A 19,121-nucleotide genomic window follows, 5' to 3' on the forward strand; every position below is an offset into this window, starting at 1 on the left:
TTTCCTTCATCGCTTGAAGCGACTTTCTCATAATATCATGTTCGTTTACTATTGTCAATATCTTTTTCCTCTCGATCGCTGCCTTGCAGCGACGTTTTTTAATTTATCATTTTTATTTGATTAAGTCAACAGCTTTTTTATAATTTTTTGTATTTCTCATCTGCTGTAAAATCCGAACTTTTATTACCGATACAACAAAGCAAAAGGCCCTTCTCATTTGTTGTTGTCTTTAGAAGATCGGGCCTCTCTATTCTTTGTTAATGATCTGCTACCTTGTAATAGCGGTGAAAAACGTGTTGTCCTTTTGTCGACCTCTCTTCTACTACTAACACATGTTTATCTACTAAATACTCGAGCATAATCACCAAATCAACAGAATACACTTCTAACTCTGGATGGCCGACAATTTCTCCAATGCTCCAAGCACCTTCTTGTTGCTTCAACACCTTCAATAAGTGAGCCGAGCCAGATGGAATACGTGAATGAATTAAAAATTCGCTCGCTAAAAACAATAATTCAAGCCGCTTATCTAAAGGTTCGTCGCTTCCTACCAACTCTTCGTAAAGTTTATAAATTTGGGCATCGATCTGCTTCACTTGGTTCCATACTGTTATCTCAGGATAAAATCCTTTTTCAATGACCGCCAGTCGCGCTAAATGATGGAGGGCATGCACCACATGATTGTAGGCATCCAAAAGCTGCTTTGTTTCTAAAAACACTTTTCCGTCTGTATATCGCCGAATTAGCTTCGCAAACTCCACCCCCATTTTTAACCGGCGCGCTTCTTCTGGAAATTCTAGCATTCGGTTTCGCAGCTGCTGAACGTACTCGTTCCGGTCAAACAATACTTTCCCATTGAACACCCAATCAATGACTTTGCGGTTAGAACCGAGCAAAAGCCACTCGTTTAATTTTTCCTCACTTACGACATACAACGCTGCCTTTTGCCCTTTCGCTGTGTAATGTTTACTAAAAACCGGACAATCTGCTTCTTTTACAATGACTAGTAAAACAACATCAAACGTATCCGTAATCGCTGAGTTGTTAAATTTTTTTTCAATCATCAAAATTCCTAGCGTATTGCGGTGGCTTGCCCTCTCTTGATAAATGGGGCGAATTAAATCCTCCATACGTCTTCCTCCATCACTTCGAACATTTCAACACTATGTTAGCTATTTCGACAAAAATCGCAAAATTCCTCTTTGCAAATTTGCCTAAATTTTATGGTATAGTTATGGGGAGGAGGGACGGACAAAATGTCGATTAAATATTCAAGTAAAATTAATAAAATCCGCACATTTGCGCTTGGCTTAATTTTTGTCGGTTTTATCGTCATGTATATAGGGATATTCTTCCGCACTTCGATGTGGATTATGACGCTATTTATGATTTTAGGGTTGCTTTTTATTATTGCCAGCACCGTTGTGTATTTTTGGATCGGGATGTTGTCGACAAGGACCATTCAAGTAGTCTGTCCAAGCTGTGGAAAAACAACAAAGATGCTCGGACGAGTCGATCTATGTATGTATTGCAGCGAGCCGCTAACATTAGATCCTGAATTAGCTGGCAAAGAGTTTGACGAAAAATATAACCGCAAGAAAAAGAAGAGCTGATAGCCTTTCACTGCTATCAGCTCTTTAATGCGGACGGTAATGTTGGCAGTCTGCACAGACACCGTACACTTCCATGCGATGGTGGCTTACTTTAAATCCTGTCACATGCGCCGCCAGCGTTTCCACTTCATCTAATCCCGGATAGTGAAAATCGACGATTTTTCCGCACCGTTCGCAAATGATATGATAGTGGTCAGAGGTAACGAAATCAAACCGGCTTGACGAATCACCGTACGTTAATTCTTTAACAAGCCCCACTTCTTTAAACACACGGAGATTATTATAAACCGTTGCAACACTCATATTCGGGAATTTTCCTTCTAACGCTTTATAGATCTCATCAGCCGTCGGGTGTGACATGGAACGGATTAAATATTCCAATATCGCATGACGTTGCGGAGTAATGCGCACTCCCGTTTGTTTCAACGTGTCCAGCGCTTCTTTTAGCAGTTGCTCTTCAGACACCGTCATGCACCTCGCTTCCTTTTAAAAAAAGAATTATTATTTTATAATTTTTATAATTAGTCTACCGTTATTTCGGCTGCTTTGTCAATATTCGTATCATTAATATATGAGTTTATTCGGCTTTTTAACATAAAAAGTGTGCGGAATCACTTTCCGCACCAATCGATTCCATTTGAGGAGGTATGCCCTACACCAACAATATATGCTCCAGTCCTATTTTAGTTTGGACATCTACCTATTTTTGAACGACATGACGAATATAAGCTAACGCTTCCTCTACATGACCTTTGACTTTCACACCGCGCCATTCCTTCAGTAATTTCCCTTCCTCGTCAATGACAAATGTCGAGCGCTCGATCCCCATATATTCTTTCCCGAAATTTTTCTTTTGCTTCCAAACACCATATTTTTCGGCTACTTCGTGTTGCTCGTCCGCTAACAGTAAAAACGGCAACGCATATTTTTCAATAAACTTTTGATGCCGTTCTACTGAATCGGTGCTAACTCCTAAAATAACGGCGTTCAAATCGCGAAATTGATCGTAGTAGTCACGAAAATCACACGCTTCCGTTGTGCAACCAGGCGTCATATCTTTCGGATAAAAATATAATACAACAAACTTTCCACGAAAATCAGAAAGCGATACGATCTGTCCGTTGCTTGCCGGTAGCGTAAAATCCGGAGCCGGATTTCCGATTAATTGCATTGACCTCTCCTCCTAACGTATCATATGTTCTTTTTCCCAGTCGATCACGACCCGCGCCACAAATGCAGCGGGCATAATATATCCTAATAACGCTTCAACAACCGCGAGCCACCTTCCCGCCCCGATCGGAATGACATCACCATAGCCAACCGATAACAGTGTTGTCGCACTAAAGTATAAACTATCTTGCAGGACGGAAAAAAATCCGCCTGCGATGTCATTATAATTTTTGACAAAGACATTATACCCATTTATTTCTAAAATCGTATAGATCAGTCCAAATCCAATCATCATCGTTAAATATAAGGAAATCAATACAATGAGGTTTTCCAACGAAACATATTTATGCTCGCTCACTTGACTGGTCCATACGGAAACAATGCTTAACACTAGTATCGCTACTATTAAAATAAGCCACTCCATCATCATCACCTCGTACATGCTATGTATACGAGGAGTTTACCACAAATATGCTATTTCAGTTTCCTGCACCTCGGTATCGCTTCACTCCCTTATTCCATAAAAATACAGCAATCATAAAAAAGCTTACACCCATCACCGGCGTTAAAAAAGCGTAGCCGTACCATTCTTTTTTACCGAGAAAATAAGCGGACGGATAGACCCCGACAAAGGCAAACGGCAATACCCACGTCAATATATAGCGAATCACGCGGTTATAAATATCGACCGGGTAGCGGCCGTAATTGCTAACATTGTACATCATTGGCATAATGGAGCTTCTCGCATCCGACCAAAAACTAATCGTGGCTAGCGAAATAAACACACCGGCGTAAACGAGCATTCCGCCAAGCACAAACAAAATGAACACGAAAAGATCATACCAATGGAATTCTAGCTGTAACCGTACACCTGCATAAACCATAATGATAATACCCGTCAAGCCGCCAACAAGCGACTCAAGTTCCATTCGTTCTAAAATAATTTGAAACAAACTGTGCACCGGCCGGGTTAAAACACGGTCCATTTCCCCGCGCACGATGTAGCGCTCATTAAAATCCCAAATATTAAAAAACGCGCCAAACAAAGCAAACGGTACTAAAAAGAAGCCGTAAATGAAAATCATTTCATCTCTCGTCCAACCGTGCAATAACGTTGTATGCCCGAACACAACAAGAATGAAAATTAAGTTTACTGCCTGAAACATAAGGTCGGAAATAAACTCCACCACCAAATCTGTCCGATATTGTAGCTTCGTTTTCATATATTGAGCCATATATTGAAAAAAGATAGACACGTAAAACATGCCATCACCCCCCTTGAACAACGAGCCGCTTTTTCGCCGCTTTCCAAAGCAGCTGAAGCGGAATGAGCAATATCACGCTCCAAACGAGTTGAAACAATAGCCCGTCGATGATCGCCTGCCCTTGGAAACTTTCCGTAAAAATCATGCTCGGAATATAGCTGATCGCCTGAAACGGAAAATACTTCATCACTTCTTGCGCCCAGCTAGGGTAAAAGCTAATCGGCAAAATCAAACCGGAAAATAAATCAATCACAAACCGTTTGGCGCGCAGCAATCCCTCGTTATTTAAGGTAAAAAACGTCACTACTCCCGCTAGTAAATTCAATTGCGAATTAATCACAAAGCTTAGTATAATTGAGAGGGCAAAATACCCCCACGTGCTCATATCACTGGAAAAATGAAGCGGAAACAGAAAAGCGGTAATGATAACGCCAGGAAGCGAAAGGAAGAATAGCCGGAAAACCCCTTCTCCCAATCCTTGCATCGTTTTCATACCTAAATAACTGTACGGCCGAATCAGTTCAACCGCTACTTTCCCTTCTTTAATTTCCATCGCAATTTCACGGTCTATATTGTTAAAATAAAACGCCCGCGCCATCCACGATACCGCTACATACGTCGTCATTTGCTCTATCGACATTCCTTGAATGGCTGATTTTCCGCTATAAATAGCGGACCAAAGAAAATAATACGCCCCGATATTAATGCAATAAATAAGAATGCCGGTATAGTAGTTCGTGCGGTAAGCTAGCATCATTAAAAAGCGGATGCGAATCATTTCTATATACTTATCCATGCACAACACCTTCTTCATAGATGTTGCGAATAATTTCTTCTGTTGAAATTTCATCAATATTAATATCTTGAATATCATAACGCGCGACTACCCGGCTAATGACATCGGATACATGCACAGGAGGCACGTGCGCAATCCAACTGTTGGCTTGCTCGCCTTTGCGCCAGCCGACTTTTAAGTCGCTAGTAAGAACACCCAACTCTCCATCCGTAACTTCTTTAGCAAACGTGAACTGCACTTGTTTTCCTTCGCCCCAATTTTCTTTTAGCCGCTGCAGCGACCCATCATAAATAATTTTTCCTTCATCAAGCATAATGACGCGTTCACATAACGCTTCAATATCGGCAATATCGTGTGTTGTTAATAAAATCGTCGTTTTGTATTTTTCGTTAATTTCTTTTAAAAATTGGCGGATTTTCAGTTTCACTAGCACGTCTAGCCCGATGGTCGGCTCATCTAAAAACAAAAGCGGCGGGTTATGAATCAAGGCCGCGGCCAATTCACAACGCATTCGCTGGCCAAGTGACAATTTACGCACCGGCTTGTCGAGCAGCGGGCCGATATCCAATGTTTCGATGACATGCTCCATATGTTCTTTGTAATCTTTGTCAGATACGCGATACACTTTTTTTAATAGCCGAAACGATTCTTGCACCGCAATGTCCCACCATAGTTGCGAACGTTGGCCGAACACAACCCCGATCGTCCGAACGAACGCCTCACGTTCTTTATGAGGATTCATGCCGTTGACAACAACTTCTCCAGAAGTCGGCGTCAAAATCCCTGTTAACATTTTAATCGTCGTCGATTTTCCAGCGCCGTTTTCCCCAATGTACCCTACCATCTCTCCTTGCTTGACGGTAAATGAAATATCATCGACCGCACGAATGATTTTATAGTTTCTCGTAAATAAATCACGAAACGCTCCCATTAAACCGGAACGGCTTGAATAAGACTTAAATTCTTTCCGCAGTTTCTCTACTTCAATTGCATAATCCATGTTCTCGACCTCCACATAAGCAATAGTTTAGCGAAAGTCGACATGAGAAACAAATGGTATGCTTATGGTACAATAGAAAGCGGCAAACATTTGCATAGGAGGCTTTCAGCATGCAGTTTACAAAATCTGAACAACTATACAAAGAAGCGCTCGAACATATCGTCGGCGGCGTCAACAGCCCTTCCCGCTCGTATAAAGCGGTTGGCGGAGGCGCCCCTATCGTCATGGAACGAGCGCAAGGCGCTTATTTTTGGGACGTAGACGGCAATAAATATATTGATTATTTAGCGGCGTACGGACCGATCATTACCGGACATGCCCATCCGCACATTACGAAAGCGATTCAGCGCGCAGCGGAAAACGGAGTACTATACGGAACACCAACCCCTTATGAAATTACGTTCGCCAAAATGTTAAAAGAGGCAATTCCTTCGTTAGAAAAAGTGCGTTTCGTCAACTCTGGAACAGAAGCAGTCATGACGACGATTCGTGTGGCCCGTGCATATACAGGGCGGGATAAAATTATTAAATTTGCTGGTTGTTATCACGGTCATTCCGACCTTGTGCTCGTTGCGGCTGGTTCTGGTCCATCGACATTAGGAACACCTGACTCTGCCGGCGTTCCAAAAAGCATCGCCCAAGAAGTAATCACCGTTCCATTTAACGACATTGACTCTTTTCGGCAGGCGATGGAACGATGGGGCGATCAAATCGCGGCCGTTCTTGTGGAGCCGATTGTCGGTAACTTCGGCATCGTGGAGCCAAAACGTGGGTTTCTTGAAACGATTAACGAACTCGCCCATCGAGCAGGAGCGCTTGTCATTTACGATGAAGTCATTACCGCGTTCCGCTTTATGTATGGAGGGGCGCAAAATTTATTAGGCATTGAACCAGACTTAACCGCGCTCGGAAAAATTATCGGCGGCGGTCTCCCAATTGGCGCCTACGGTGGACGGAAGGACATTATGGAACAAGTCGCTCCGCTAGGACCTGCGTATCAGGCGGGAACGATGGCTGGAAACCCTGCTTCCATTCTCGCTGGCATCGCTTGCCTAGAAGTGTTAAAACAAGACGGCGTTTACGAGCATCTTGACCACCTAGGCGAAATGTTAGAGGAAGGAATTTTAACTCATGCCCGAACATACGGTATTCCGGTAACAATTAACCGTCTAAAAGGGGCATTGACCGTCTACTTTACGACCGAGAAAGTTGAAAACTATGAACAAGCCCAACAGACGGACGGCGAGATGTTTGCGAAATTTTTCAAACTCATGTTGCGCCAAGGGATCAATCTTGCACCTTCAAAATATGAAGTATGGTTCGTTACTCTTGCCCATACAGAAGAAGATATTCAATATACAATTCAAGCGGTAGAACATGCATTTAAAACATTGAAAAATGAATAAATATGCAAACTAAACGGAAGGATATACCTTCCGTTTAGTTTTAAAAATAAACTGAAAACGCTTACAATCAATTCTACTATCCTCGTCTTTTAAAATGAATATTATATCCAAAAAAATGAATAAATAATTGATTTCCCCCTTTGATCGTGGTAACATAGACTATAAATTCTGAAAATTTTCATTTAACAATCGTTACTCCGTATTTTTCTTATAGAACATTGTGCGCAGGAGGTGAAAGGCAAAGGTGGGACTCCCACTTTCAAGCCGATCAATCATGAAACAGCGTTGGAATCCAAGTCTTTTTAAAGATTTCCATCACACCGAACACGATGCTTGTGGCATTGTATCAGCTATTGAAAAACGCCGCATTCCAACAAGAGAAAACATTATGACCTGTATTAATGCCCTTGTGAAAATGAACCACCGCGCCGGTTTTATTAACGGTGAAGGAGACGGCGTCGGCATTCATATCGATATCCCGCGAGCGCTTTGGATGGAGAAGTTAGCGAACGCTGGTCAAAATCCAGAAATCGCTAACGACACTCATTTTACGGTTGGGCATATTTTCATCAATCGCACGACTGACGTTGAACAGGCAAAAGAAAAGATGAGACAATTATTCAAACAATTTGGTCTCACGCTTCTTTTCGAATCGGATCGCGTTACTTCTTCCCACGCACTCGGACCGATTGCTTTGCGTCAAGAGCCAGTATTTTGGCAAGTAGCGTTTTTGCCTATTGACAATGCGCAGTTAACGCAACGGTTGTTTGACTTGCTCATCGACATCGAAAAAGACGAAAATATTCACGTTGCTTCTTTAAGCCATTTCCATGTTGTCTATAAAGTAATGGGCGCGGGAGATATTTTACCGAAATATTACTATGATTTAGCAAACCCACTTGTCGCTTCCACGATGACGTTGGGACATAACCGTTACTCGACAAATACGTTATCGAACTTTTTCCGCGTTCAACCATTTAGTGTGTTAGGACATAACGGAGAAATTAATACGATCGCCAAACTGCGCGATGAAGCGATGATGCTCGGTGTTCCACTCACCATCGGCGGAAGCGATTCGCAAGACTTGAGCCGCACAATGGAAACACTCATTTGCCGCCACGGATACAGTTTGTTTGAAGCGATGGATATTTTGTTTCCGCCAATTATTAATGAAATAAAAGCATATCCTGAACATTTGCAAGATTTGTATACGTATATTCGCGAAGCGTGGGGACACTTCGCCCAAGGTCCAGCAGGCATCATTTCTCGCTATGGACATGAAGCGGTATTTAGTGTAGATGCATTAGGATTGCGTCCACTTTGGAAATTAGATACAGAAGACCGTTTCATTTTCGCCTCTGAACCAGGAATTATTCCGGCGAGCGAATATACAGGTGAGCCGAAACCGATTGCGCCTGGCGAAAAAATCGGGTTGAAATGGGGAGCAGACGGTCATATTCAAGTATTGGAATACGCCGCTTTCCAAGAAGAAGTGTATGAGCGCTTTTCAAAGCGGTTTGATGTGGCGAACTTCCGAGCACGGCTTACGCCTCCAACGTTGGAAAAACATTTATTTGTCGCCACGCCAAGCAAAGTGCATAACGGGCAATACGCTGCTTTCGGCTGGGATCGCGAACATATTCAACTGTTGGAACAAATGGCTGAAAAAGGGGCAGAGCCGATTCGTTCGCTCGGGCATGATGCACCGCTTGCGGCGATTGATCCAAATCGGAAAAATCTTGCCGATTTCATTAAAGAAAGCGTTGCTGTCGTCACAAATCCAGCGATCGACCGCGACCGTGAAACGGAGCATTTCTCAACAAGAACGATCATTGGCAAACGCCCATCTTTGTTAGATGCGCAGCCGCCTTCATATGTGATTGAACTTATTTCACCAGTTTTAATTGAAGGAAAGCTCGGCCATGATAGCGCTGCAGCATTAGAACATCCTTCATATGACCAAGTCGTTCACGCGTTCCAAACAAAGCAACTCGCGTACATGCTTTCTGCGACGTTTACGGCGGACGAGACGATAAAAGAAGCGCTTCACCGGCTTGCGAACGAAGCGTGTGAAGCTGTTCAATCTGGAAAAACGTTGCTCATTCTTGACGATGCAGAAGCGCATCAAAACGGAAATTTATGGATCGATCCGTTGCTCGTGACTTCCGCCATCGATCAGGCGCTAACGGGGAATGGGTTACGACGCGACTGCTCGCTATTGCTCCGGTCCGGTGCGATTCGTTCGCTGCACGATCTCATCGTCGCTTACGGATTAGGTGCCAACGCGATTAGCCCGTATTTAATGTTTGCGACCGTCGCATCAGAAGATTCGATCAAACCAGTGGTCAATTTATTCAACGCTTTAAATAAAGGGTTGGAAAAAGTCATTTCAACGATTGGCATTCATGAATTGCGCGGATACAGCCGCCTCTTTTCATCAATCGGCTTGCATAACGAAATTGCCGATGTTTTGAAAATCGTCAACTTCTTTGGCTCTGACTCGTTACAATACGATTTTGCAGCGTTAAAAGAAGATGCGATCGCCCGTGCGAACGACTATGCCAACGAAAATGCGAAACCAGGAAAAACGTTCCACGTCTTCCCGCGCATTTGGAAAGCAATTGGGGAAGTGGCGCAAACCGGGTCATACGACAGCTATCGCGAAAAATTGACGGAAATAGAAACGGAAACGCCAACAACGATTCGGCATTTGCTTGATTTGAAAAAAGCGAAACAAGAAGTGCCAGTAGAAAAAGTCGATATTAGCGTCGGTGAACATAGCCTTCCGTTTGTGATCGCCTCGATGTCGTTCGGTTCGCAAAACGAAGTCGCATTCCGCGCTTATGCCGAAGCGGCTGACCGGCTCAACATGGTCAGCTTGAACGGCGAAGGCGGCGAAATTAAAGATATGCTCGGCAAATATCCGCGCACGCGCGGCCAGCAAGTCGCATCAGGCCGTTTTGGCGTGAATGCTGAATTATTGAACTCTTCGAATTTGTTAGAAATTAAAATCGGCCAAGGGGCAAAACCAGGAGAAGGCGGCCATTTGCCAGGTTCAAAAGTAACCGCGAAAATCGCGGAAGCTCGGAACGCCACGATCGGCTCTGATCTCATTTCGCCATCAAACAACCACGACATTTATTCGATCGAAGATTTGGCTCAAATGATTGCCGAGCTCAAAACAGCAAACGACCGAGCGAAAGTTGCCGTTAAAGTGCCGGTCGTGCCAAACATCGGAACGATTGCGGTCGGAATTGCTAAAGCCGGCGCGGACATTATTACGTTAAGCGGCTTTGATGGTGGAACAGGGGCAGCCCGCATTCACGCGTTGCAACATGTGGGACTTCCAGTCGAAATCGGCGTCAAAGCCGCACACAACGCTCTTTTAGAAGCAGGGTTGCGCAATCAAGTGGAAATTTGGGCCGATGGCGGCATTAAAAGTGCGCTTGATGTCATCAAAGTCATGCTGCTCGGTGCAAACCGGATCGGCTTCGGTACCCTTTCGATGATTGCGATCGGCTGTACAACATGCCGCGGCTGCCATTTAGATACATGCCATGTCGGGATTGCGACGCAAATCGAATCGGAAGCGCAAGCAAAAGAGCATGGGTTGCGACGCTTCGTCCCGCGGCAATTCGATGCGGCTGTCCAAGGATTGGTCAACTTATTTACCGCTTTCGGAAACGAATTGAAAGCACTAACAGCTGCCCTTGGCTTCGAACGATTGCAAGACATTGTCGGCCGTTCCGACTTGTTAGAACAAGTAAGAGGCTTGAAAAAAATGGATTTGACGTATTTGCTAAAAGTGCTCGAAGTCGGACAATTCACACCAAAAGAAATACGAGCAAGCGTGGAAGAAACGAAGTTGCTAGTCGCAGCTGGAGCCGAATATCTCGATTACCGCGTCGAAGACTTGCACCGCTCGCGCGAATTTTCCGCTGTCACATCCGAGCAGCGCGTTCTCGGCAGCCGCGTGTCGTGCCATCGCGTTCGCGGTCGCTTAGATGGCTCGTATAAAAAATTGCCGAACGTGACGTTGCGTTTTAAAAACGGCTCGATCCCTGGAAACGGCCTAGGCGCTTACAACAGCTACGGCATTCACATTCACGTCGATGGCGGTGCGCAAGATGGCATCGGAAAAACAGCGCTCGGCGGCAGCATCCTCATCTTTAAAGCGAAAGGGAAAGATGGCAAGTTTTACAACGGATCGGTCGGAAAAGGGTTTGGCTATGGGGCTCAAAAAGGCTTGCTCGTTGTCCAAGGCAACGCGGATGCTCGTGCTGGCATTCGTCTTTCCGGCGCAGACATGATTATCGGTGGCCAAGTCACCTCACCAATTCCAGAAGAAGAACACGGCAATATTGGCGCACGTGCGAACATTAAAGGGTTTGCGTTCGAATATATGACGAACGGGCGCGGGCTCGTTCTCGGTGACCCAGGCCCATGGATTTGCGCTGGAATGACAGGCGGCGTCGTCTATTTGCGTCACCAGCCAGAAATGGGGTTAACGAAAGCAGCTCTTGAGCGCCGAATCGCAAAAGGCGCCCAAGTGCGCATTGAACGCTTAAACGAGCGTGGAAAAGCAGATGTGTATGAGCTTTTATCAAAATATATTGACTTACTAATCGAGCACGAACAAATCGAAGAGGCAGAGTCACTGAAGCCGCTGCTTGAAAAACCGGAAGAACATTTCTTCCAAGTAATTCCATCCAAAGAACAAGCGGACCCTTCCGTTTCTACGGAATAATGACAAAAGAGGCATCTGAACCGAGATGCCTCTTTTTTGTGTAATTAATGCAACAATGCTGCAATATATATAGTACGTCCGTTTCATTTTTTGCTTGATATCTTCTTCCAGACGATGTATATTACTAAATTGTTTAGCATCTTTTTTGACACAAAAGAAAGGATACGAAACAATTATGAAACTCGGAGCCCGCATTTTTAAAACGGGAATCGCCGTTACATTAGCGCTTTCTTTAGCAAGCATGATGAACTTCCCTTCACCATTGTTTGCCGGTATATCCGCGGTATTTGCGATGCAGCCAACGATTTATCGGTCGTACTTATCGCTCGTCGAGCAAGTACAAGCAAACATAATCGGCGCTGTTTTTGCAATTGTCAGCGTCCTTTTATTTGGCCATAACCCGTTTATCGTTGGGTTGACGGCGATTTTAGTGATCGCTCTTTGCTTGCAGCTTCGGCTAGAGTCAACGATTTCGGTCGCATTAGTCACCGTGATCGCCATTATGGAATATACGAACGCAAATTTCATTCAATTTGCGGCGATTCGCTTTTCAACCATTATGCTTGGCGTGCTTGCTGCATTTGTCGTGAATCTTATTTTTCTTCCGCCGAAGTATGAAAAAAAGCTTTATTATCACATTACCGAAAATACGGAAGCGATTTTAAAATGGATTCGCATGAACATTCGCCACGCGTCAGAACATCATGTGTTAAAAGAAGATATTGAAAAGCTAAAAGAAAAAGTGATTAAACTCGATCAATTGTATTTGCTTTACAAAGAAGAACGAATGTATTTGCAAAAAAACCGTTATCAGCGGTCGCGCAAACTCGTATTATACCGGCAAATGATTTCGGCTACGAACCGAGCGCTCGATACATTAAAAGTGTTGCATCGCCTTGAAAACGAGCTTTACCATATGCCCGATGAATTTCAACAAACCGTACGGGCGCAGCTCGATTGCTTACTTTATTACCACGAACAAATTTTGCTAAAGTTTATCGGAAAAGCAAAATTTCATCAACAATCGGAAATTGCCAACGAAGCTTGTCACGAAAAAAAGCGGCTTGTTGAGGCGTTTTATCAATACAATCGCCAAGGCAACGAGCATCACCTATTTTTATTAATCGGAACGATTATTGCCTACGGAGAACAGTTGGAACACTTAGATAAACTAATCGACAGCTTTCAACAATACCATAAAGATGCCGAAGCATTCGAGCTGTCGGATCAGGAAGCGTAAGAAAAGTAGAGGCGACTAGTTAGCTCTCGAAACCAAACGTTCTTCCGACGAGAAGCGCTGTTTGCGTCGACGGAGGAAGGTTGTTTGGCACAAGAGAGCTAGTAGCCCGAGCTAGACAAGCAAGAAAAACGGGGTCACAATGGGCAAATCTCTTTCCCTAATGAAAACGGCTACCTCCAAGTGAGATAGCCGTTGTTTTTAGCTTTTCATGCGTGGGTCGAGCGCGTCGCGCAAGCCGTCCCCCATTAAGTTAAAGCCAAGCACGGTTAACATAATCGCTAACCCAGGAAAAATCATCGTCCACGGCGCTTGTGTTAAAAACTCTTTGGAGCTTGCTAGCATTGTTCCCCACTCTGGATTTGGTGGTTGTGCACCTAACCCTAAGAATCCGAGCGCAGCTGCTTCGATAATTGCCGTAGCGATCGCAAGCGTCCCTTGCACAATAATCGGCGCCATACTATTTGGCAAAATATGATGGAACAAAATGCGGGCATCGCTCATACCGATCGCTCTTGCCGCCATAATATATTCTTCTTGTTTAATGCTTAAGACGCGCGAGCGAATTAGGCGGCCGAAATTCGGAATGTTGATGACCGCAATCGCAATGAGCGCATTTTGCAACGACGGACCAAGCACAGCAACGATACCAATCGCCAACAAAATGCTTGGAAACGCCAGCATAATATCAAACACGCGTGAAATGATCCCGTCCACCCAGCGGCCATAGTACCCAGCAACAATGCCGAGCAACGAGCCCACAACGACCGAACCTAACACGGAAAAAAAGCCGACCCAAAGCGAAATGCGGGCGCCATAAATGACACGCGATAAAATGTCACGACCGAAATCATCTGTACCGAACAAATGGTCTTTAGACGGTGCTTGCAAGCGCAACGATAAATTTTGGTCATTAATGCCATATGGCGCAAGCAGTGGCGCAAATACCGCTAATAAAATGAAAAATACGACGATTCCCATACCGATAAGCGCGATTTTATTTTTCTTAAAGCTGCGCCACCCTTCTTTCCATAAAGAAACCGATTCTTCTTTTTCTTGCCGTATCATTGGTGTTTGATTGCGAGCTAGTTCAGCCACAGTCACTCCCCCTTTCATTAGTTGTATTTAATGCGTGGGTCAACGGCTGCATAAAGAAGGTCTACGATTAAGTTAATAAAAATGAAAATCGTCGCAACGATTAAAATGCCTGATTGAATGACTGGGTAATCACGGTAGCCAATCGCATCGTAAATATAGCGCCCGATTCCTGGCCAGCTAAAAATCGTTTCCGTTAAAATCGCACCGCCAAGCAACAAGCCTGTCTGTAAGCCAATTACCGTCAATACAGGAATAATGGCATTTTTTAATGAATGCTTGTACACGACCCAAAACATACTTAACCCTTTTGCTCTTGCTGTCCGAATATAATCGGATTTCATTACTTCTAGCATGCTTGAGCGAGTAATCCGGGCAATGATCGCCATCGGAATCGTTGCCAATGCAACGCTTGGCAAAATTAAATGTTGCAATACTTGCACGAACTGCTCGGTATTCCCTTGCAGTAGCGTGTCCACTAAATATAAATGCGTAATCGGCTCCACTGGATTTCTTATATCCTCTCGTCCAGAAGTTGGCAGCCAGTCAAGTTGAATAGCAAACGCCCACTGTTCCATCAATCCGAGCCAAAAGATTGGCATTGATACACCAACAAGCGCCAATACCATCGCTACATAATCAAACCATGAATTTTGGAACCACGCGCTAATAATGCCTGCGTTGACACCAATGACAATGGCAATCAACATCGCTGCTAGTGAAAGTTCTAATGTCGCTGCTAAATACGGCCAAATTTCATTGGCCACTGCAGAACCGGTACGAATGGACTCGCCTAAATCGCCTTGCAATAACCCGCCTAAATATTTCACGTATTGCACATACCATGGCTGATCAAGCCCAAGTTTATGCGTCAGCGCAGCAACCGCTTCTTTCGTTGCTTTTTGCCCTAAAATGACTTGCGCAGGGTTTCCAGGAATCGCACGAATCATAAAAAACACGACTAACGACATCCCAAGCAACACTGGAATTACCATTAACACCCGTCGCACTGTATATGCGAACATAGTCTCACTCCTTTTGGAAAGTGAAAAGGGAGAGGATGCACTCCCCCTCCCTCGACCCGAAGATTATTGAAACTCAACTTTCGTAAATTTATCCGAACCAGTTGGATGTGGGTTAAAGCCTTTAATATTGGCTTTCCCTGCAAGCAATGGTGTGGAGTGCACAAGCGGGATCCATGGTGCATCTTCTTTAATGATTTCTTGTGCTTTTTTGTAAAGTTCGTTCCGTTTATTTTCATCGCTGACCGTTTGTGCTTCGATTAAAATTTTGTGTAGCTCGTCGTTTGAGTAGTACGTGTAGTTGTTGCTGCCGATGCTATCTTTATCAAGCAACGCATACAAGAAGTTATCCGCATCGCCGTTGTCCCCTGTCCAACCGAGCAAGAACGCATCTGCTTCTCCTTTGGACGCTTTTTCAAGATATGTCGCCCATTCATACGTTACGATTTTCGCTTTCACACCAATTTTCGCAAAGTTCGCTTGCAACGCTTCTGCTACTTTCTTTCCATCTGGCATATACGGACGTGGAACAGGCATTGCCCATAATTCCATTTCAAATCCGTTCGGATAGCCTGCTTCTGCAAGCAATTGTTTCGCTTTTTCTAAATCAAATGGATAGTCTTGAATCGCATCGTTATAGCCAGGGATGCTCGGCGGCATTGGGTTTTTCGCTGGCTCTGCTTGCCCTGCATAAAACGCATCAATGATCGCTTTTTTATCGACCGCATAGTTTAACGCTTGACGGACAAGTTTGTTTTTCAACGGACCTCTTGTTGTCGTCAACCCGACATAACCAACGTTCATCGATGGACGTTTAAAAATTTGGAAATCTTTATTTCCTTCTACTTGTTTCAAGTCGTTTGGATTTAAGTCTTCCATGATGTCAATTTCGCCTTTTAATAACGCATTTAAGCGGGCAGAGTTGTCAGGAATCGAAACGAAAATAAGTTGATTTAGCTTCGGATAGCCTTCCATCCAATAATTTTTGTTTTTCTCCAATACAATTCGCTCGTTCCGTTTCCATTCTTTAAAGACGAATGGACCTGTACCGACAGGATTTTCTGTAAATTTGTCGCCATATTTTTTCACCGCCGTAGGACTTGCAATCGCAAACGGTGTCATCGCAAGATTTTTCAAAAATGGCGCTTGTGGACGTTTCAATACGAATTGTACCGTATATTGATCCACTGCTTTTACTTCTTTAATGACATGGCCTTCGTCATTTTTATAACCGCCAAACATCGAACCGTAGTATGGGAACGTATCTGCATTCCCGTTCGCCCAACGTTCAAAGTTGAATACGACTGCTTCCGCGTTGAAATCTGTTCCGTCATGGAACTTCACACCTTTGCGAAGCGTAAACGTATACGTGAGACCATCTGGAGAAACTTCCCATTTTTCTGCTAACGCCGGTTGAATCGACGTATCGCCGTCATTGTAGTCTAACAGCGTGTCAAAAATATTTTTCGTGACTTTTAATGATTCCCCGTCTGTGACGGTCGCTGGGTCAAGTCCTACCGAGTCCCCGCCGCGGCCATAGACAAGCGTGCTTTGTGCGGTTCCGGCTTTTGAGCTATCTTTTTCCCCGCTAGTTGTTTTTTCGGATTTTCCACAGCCAGCAAGCGCTAGCGACAATGCAAGCATAAACACGAACACTGCCATTAGTGATTTTTTCTTCACTTTTAGTTCCCCCTTTTATGTAATGATTATTTTGTCGCTGCTTGCCGATTTATTCATAAAGATGGCAAGCAACGTAATGACCTTGTTCGACTTCTTTCAACTCCGGACGCGCCGTTTTGCAAATATCCATACAGGCGCTGCAACGCGTATGGAACGCACATCCTTTTGGCGGATTTGCCGGGCTTGGCAAATCGCCTGTTAAAAGCTGCCGCTCTTGACGGTATTCCGGGTCTGGAATTGGAACGGCCGATAATAACGCTTTTGTATATGGGTGTTTTGGAGATTCATAGAGCGTGTCGCTATCCGCCAATTCGACCATTCTGCCTAAATACATCACGCCGACACGGTCGCTAATATGGCGGACTACCCCTAAGTCATGCGCGATAAAAATGTATGTTAAGCCAAACTCTTTCTGCAAATCTTCTAACAAATTTAACACTTGTGCTTGAATCGACACGTCAAGCGCCGAAACAGGCTCATCGGCGATAATTAATTTCGGTTTCGTCATTAGCGCGCGGGCGATGCCGATCCGTTGGCGCTGACCGCCGCTAAACTGGTGCGGATATCGCTTTGCATGGTAGCTGCCAAGCCCGACGACTTCGAGCATTTCTTGCACGCGCTTTTTTCGCTCTTCTTTCGAGCCAATTCCGTGCACAATGAGCGGTTCCTCCAATATTTTCTCCACGGTATGGCGCGGATTAAGCGAAGCAAATGGATCTTGAAAGACCATTTGCATGTCCCGTCGAATTTTCCGCATTTCTTGCTTCGATAAACTCGTAATCTCTTGACCTTCAAATATAATAGAACCTTCCGTCGGTTCAATTAAGCGAAGGAGCATCCGCCCGGTCGTCGATTTTCCGCAGCCCGACTCCCCGACAATGCCAAGCGTTTCCCCTTTATGTACGGTAAATGTAAGATCATCAACGGCCTTCACTTCCCCGACCGTTTTGCTAAAAATACCGCCGGTAATTGGGAAGTATTTTTTAAGCCCTTTCACCTGCAATAACGGCTCGGTCACTCTTTGCTTCCCCCTCTCTTTGGTGCAAAAAACAACGGACGCGATGTCCTTTGTCATCGATGTCGTACAGTTGCGGAGTCTCTTGAAAACAGCGATCAAACGCATGCGCACACCTTGCAGCGAAGCGGCAGCCTTGTTTGATCGAACCAGGTTTTGGAACGTTGCCTGGGATAGAATAAAGCCGTTCTTTTTTGTCGCGAATATCCGGCACCGATTGAATAAGACCGATCGTATACGGATGCTTCGGCTCTTTAAAAATCGTATGTACGTCCCCTTCTTCAACAATCTTCCCAGAATACATGACGACGACGCGCTGGCATACTTCCGCCACTACCCCTAAATCGTGCGTAATCATCATAATCGCTGTCTGAAAGTTTTCATTTAAATCTTTCATCAGTTTTAAAATTTGTGCCTGAATCGTCACATCAAGCGCTGTCGTCGGCTCATCGGCGATTAAAACCGCTGGCTGACATACCATCGCCATCGCAATCATGACGCGCTGTCTCATCCCGCCTGATAGCTGATGAGGGTATTCGTCGATGATTTCCTCTGCGCGCGGAAGCCCGACAAGCTTCAACATTTCAATGGCGCGAAGCCGCGCTTCTTTTTTGCTCAAATTCGTATGAATGCGGATCGCTTCGATCAGCTGATTGCCGATCGTAAACAACGGATTTAACGATGTCATCGGCTCTTGGAAAATCATCGCGATTTCGTTGCCACGAATTTGCTTCATCCGCTTTTCTGTAGCATGAACAAGATTTTCGCCTTTAAATAAAATATCGCCGCCGACAATTTTGCCGATGCCTTTTGGCAACAATCCCATAATCGAGAGCGAAGTCACGCTTTTGCCGCAGCCCGACTCCCCGACAATACCTAAAATTTCCCCTTCATTTATGTAAAAATCAATATCATCGACCGCCGGAACTTCCCCATCGTCTGTAAAAAAAGATGTTTTTAACCCTTTCACTTCTAGCACCCGCTGCTTACTCATGCCGTCACCCCCTGCCTAAGTAAAAAAAGAATTGCAGTGCAATTCTGTCATTTTCATTTAAATTATGCCACGTATAGTAGA

The 19,121-nt window shown here is 44.5% G+C and carries 16 protein-coding genes; 4 read left to right on the plus strand and 12 right to left on the minus strand.

What is annotated here, in order from left to right; genetic code table 11:
• Positions 1-257: 257 nt before the first annotated feature.
• Positions 258-1,130: a nucleotidyltransferase-like protein gene (locus tag M4I42_RS13480; RefSeq protein WP_268852633.1), complete on the minus strand. Its 873-nt coding sequence runs from the start codon at positions 1,128-1,130 to the stop codon at positions 258-260.
• A 126-nt stretch (positions 1,131-1,256) separates the two neighbouring features.
• On the opposite strand from M4I42_RS13480, the gene M4I42_RS13485 reads away from it, so the two are divergent.
• Positions 1,257-1,613, plus strand: a complete 357-nt coding sequence (locus M4I42_RS13485) for a YgzB family protein (RefSeq protein ID WP_268852634.1) — start codon at positions 1,257-1,259, stop codon at positions 1,611-1,613.
• A 24-nt stretch (positions 1,614-1,637) separates the two neighbouring features.
• Here the strand turns inward: M4I42_RS13485 and perR are convergent, their stop codons facing one another.
• The 6 genes from perR to M4I42_RS13515 form a co-directional block, all read right to left on the minus strand.
• Positions 1,638-2,084: a peroxide-responsive transcriptional repressor PerR gene (gene perR / locus M4I42_RS13490; protein ID WP_268852635.1), complete on the minus strand. Its 447-nt coding sequence runs from the start codon at positions 2,082-2,084 to the stop codon at positions 1,638-1,640.
• A 229-nt stretch (positions 2,085-2,313) separates the two neighbouring features.
• Positions 2,314-2,784, minus strand: coding sequence for a thioredoxin-dependent thiol peroxidase (bcp, locus tag M4I42_RS13495; RefSeq protein ID WP_268852636.1), 471 nt, complete (start codon positions 2,782-2,784; stop codon positions 2,314-2,316).
• Between the two features lie 12 nt (positions 2,785-2,796).
• Positions 2,797-3,213 carry a potassium channel family protein gene (locus M4I42_RS13500; RefSeq protein ID WP_268852637.1) on the minus strand — a complete coding sequence of 139 codons (417 nt, stop codon included), beginning with the start codon at positions 3,211-3,213 and terminating at the stop codon, positions 2,797-2,799.
• Between the two features lie 49 nt (positions 3,214-3,262).
• On the minus strand, positions 3,263-4,048 hold the full coding sequence (locus M4I42_RS13505) for an ABC transporter permease (protein WP_268852638.1): 786 nt from the start codon (positions 4,046-4,048) through the stop codon (positions 3,263-3,265).
• Between the two features lie 4 nt (positions 4,049-4,052).
• Positions 4,053-4,844, minus strand: a complete 792-nt coding sequence (locus M4I42_RS13510) for an ABC transporter permease (RefSeq protein WP_268852639.1) — start codon at positions 4,842-4,844, stop codon at positions 4,053-4,055.
• Positions 4,837-5,844 carry an ABC transporter ATP-binding protein gene (locus tag M4I42_RS13515; RefSeq protein WP_268852640.1) on the minus strand — a complete coding sequence of 336 codons (1,008 nt, stop codon included), beginning with the start codon at positions 5,842-5,844 and terminating at the stop codon, positions 4,837-4,839. The genes M4I42_RS13510 and M4I42_RS13515 overlap by 8 nt, the downstream gene beginning before the upstream one ends.
• Positions 5,845-5,954: 110 nt before the next feature.
• Here M4I42_RS13515 and M4I42_RS13520 point away from each other — a divergent pair, with 110 nt between their 5' ends.
• The 3 genes from M4I42_RS13520 (at position 5,955) to M4I42_RS13530 (ending at position 13,237) form a co-directional block, all read left to right on the plus strand.
• Entirely contained in the window at positions 5,955-7,250 is a 1,296-nt protein-coding gene (locus M4I42_RS13520; protein WP_268852641.1) for a glutamate-1-semialdehyde 2,1-aminomutase, read from the plus strand.
• A 274-nt stretch (positions 7,251-7,524) separates the two neighbouring features.
• Positions 7,525-11,997, plus strand: coding sequence for a glutamate synthase-related protein (locus M4I42_RS13525; protein WP_268852648.1), 4,473 nt, complete (start codon positions 7,525-7,527; stop codon positions 11,995-11,997).
• A 175-nt stretch (positions 11,998-12,172) separates the two neighbouring features.
• Positions 12,173-13,237, plus strand: a complete 1,065-nt coding sequence (locus M4I42_RS13530) for an FUSC family protein (protein ID WP_268852642.1) — start codon at positions 12,173-12,175, stop codon at positions 13,235-13,237.
• A gap of 198 nt (positions 13,238-13,435) precedes the next feature.
• Here M4I42_RS13530 and M4I42_RS13535 read toward each other — a convergent pair whose 3' ends face one another.
• The 5 genes from M4I42_RS13535 to M4I42_RS13555 form a co-directional block, all read right to left on the minus strand.
• On the minus strand, positions 13,436-14,332 hold the full coding sequence (locus M4I42_RS13535) for an ABC transporter permease (RefSeq protein WP_268852643.1): 897 nt from the start codon (positions 14,330-14,332) through the stop codon (positions 13,436-13,438).
• A gap of 17 nt (positions 14,333-14,349) precedes the next feature.
• Positions 14,350-15,354 carry an ABC transporter permease gene (locus tag M4I42_RS13540; RefSeq protein WP_268852644.1) on the minus strand — a complete coding sequence of 335 codons (1,005 nt, stop codon included), beginning with the start codon at positions 15,352-15,354 and terminating at the stop codon, positions 14,350-14,352.
• A 63-nt stretch (positions 15,355-15,417) separates the two neighbouring features.
• Positions 15,418-17,013 carry an ABC transporter substrate-binding protein gene (locus M4I42_RS13545; RefSeq protein ID WP_442864114.1) on the minus strand — a complete coding sequence of 532 codons (1,596 nt, stop codon included), beginning with the start codon at positions 17,011-17,013 and terminating at the stop codon, positions 15,418-15,420.
• Positions 17,014-17,080: 67 nt separating this feature from the next.
• Positions 17,081-18,049 (minus strand): ABC transporter ATP-binding protein, encoded by a 969-nt coding sequence (locus M4I42_RS13550; RefSeq protein WP_268852646.1) that lies wholly within the window; start codon positions 18,047-18,049, stop codon positions 17,081-17,083.
• Positions 18,015-19,040 carry an ABC transporter ATP-binding protein gene (locus tag M4I42_RS13555; protein ID WP_268852647.1) on the minus strand — a complete coding sequence of 342 codons (1,026 nt, stop codon included), beginning with the start codon at positions 19,038-19,040 and terminating at the stop codon, positions 18,015-18,017. The genes M4I42_RS13550 and M4I42_RS13555 overlap by 35 nt, the downstream gene beginning before the upstream one ends.
• Positions 19,041-19,121 lie beyond the last annotated feature (81 nt).

Origin of the sequence: Anoxybacillus sp. J5B_2022 (assembly GCF_026847645.1) — a bacterium.
GTDB lineage: Bacteria > Bacillota > Bacilli > Bacillales > Anoxybacillaceae > Anoxybacteroides.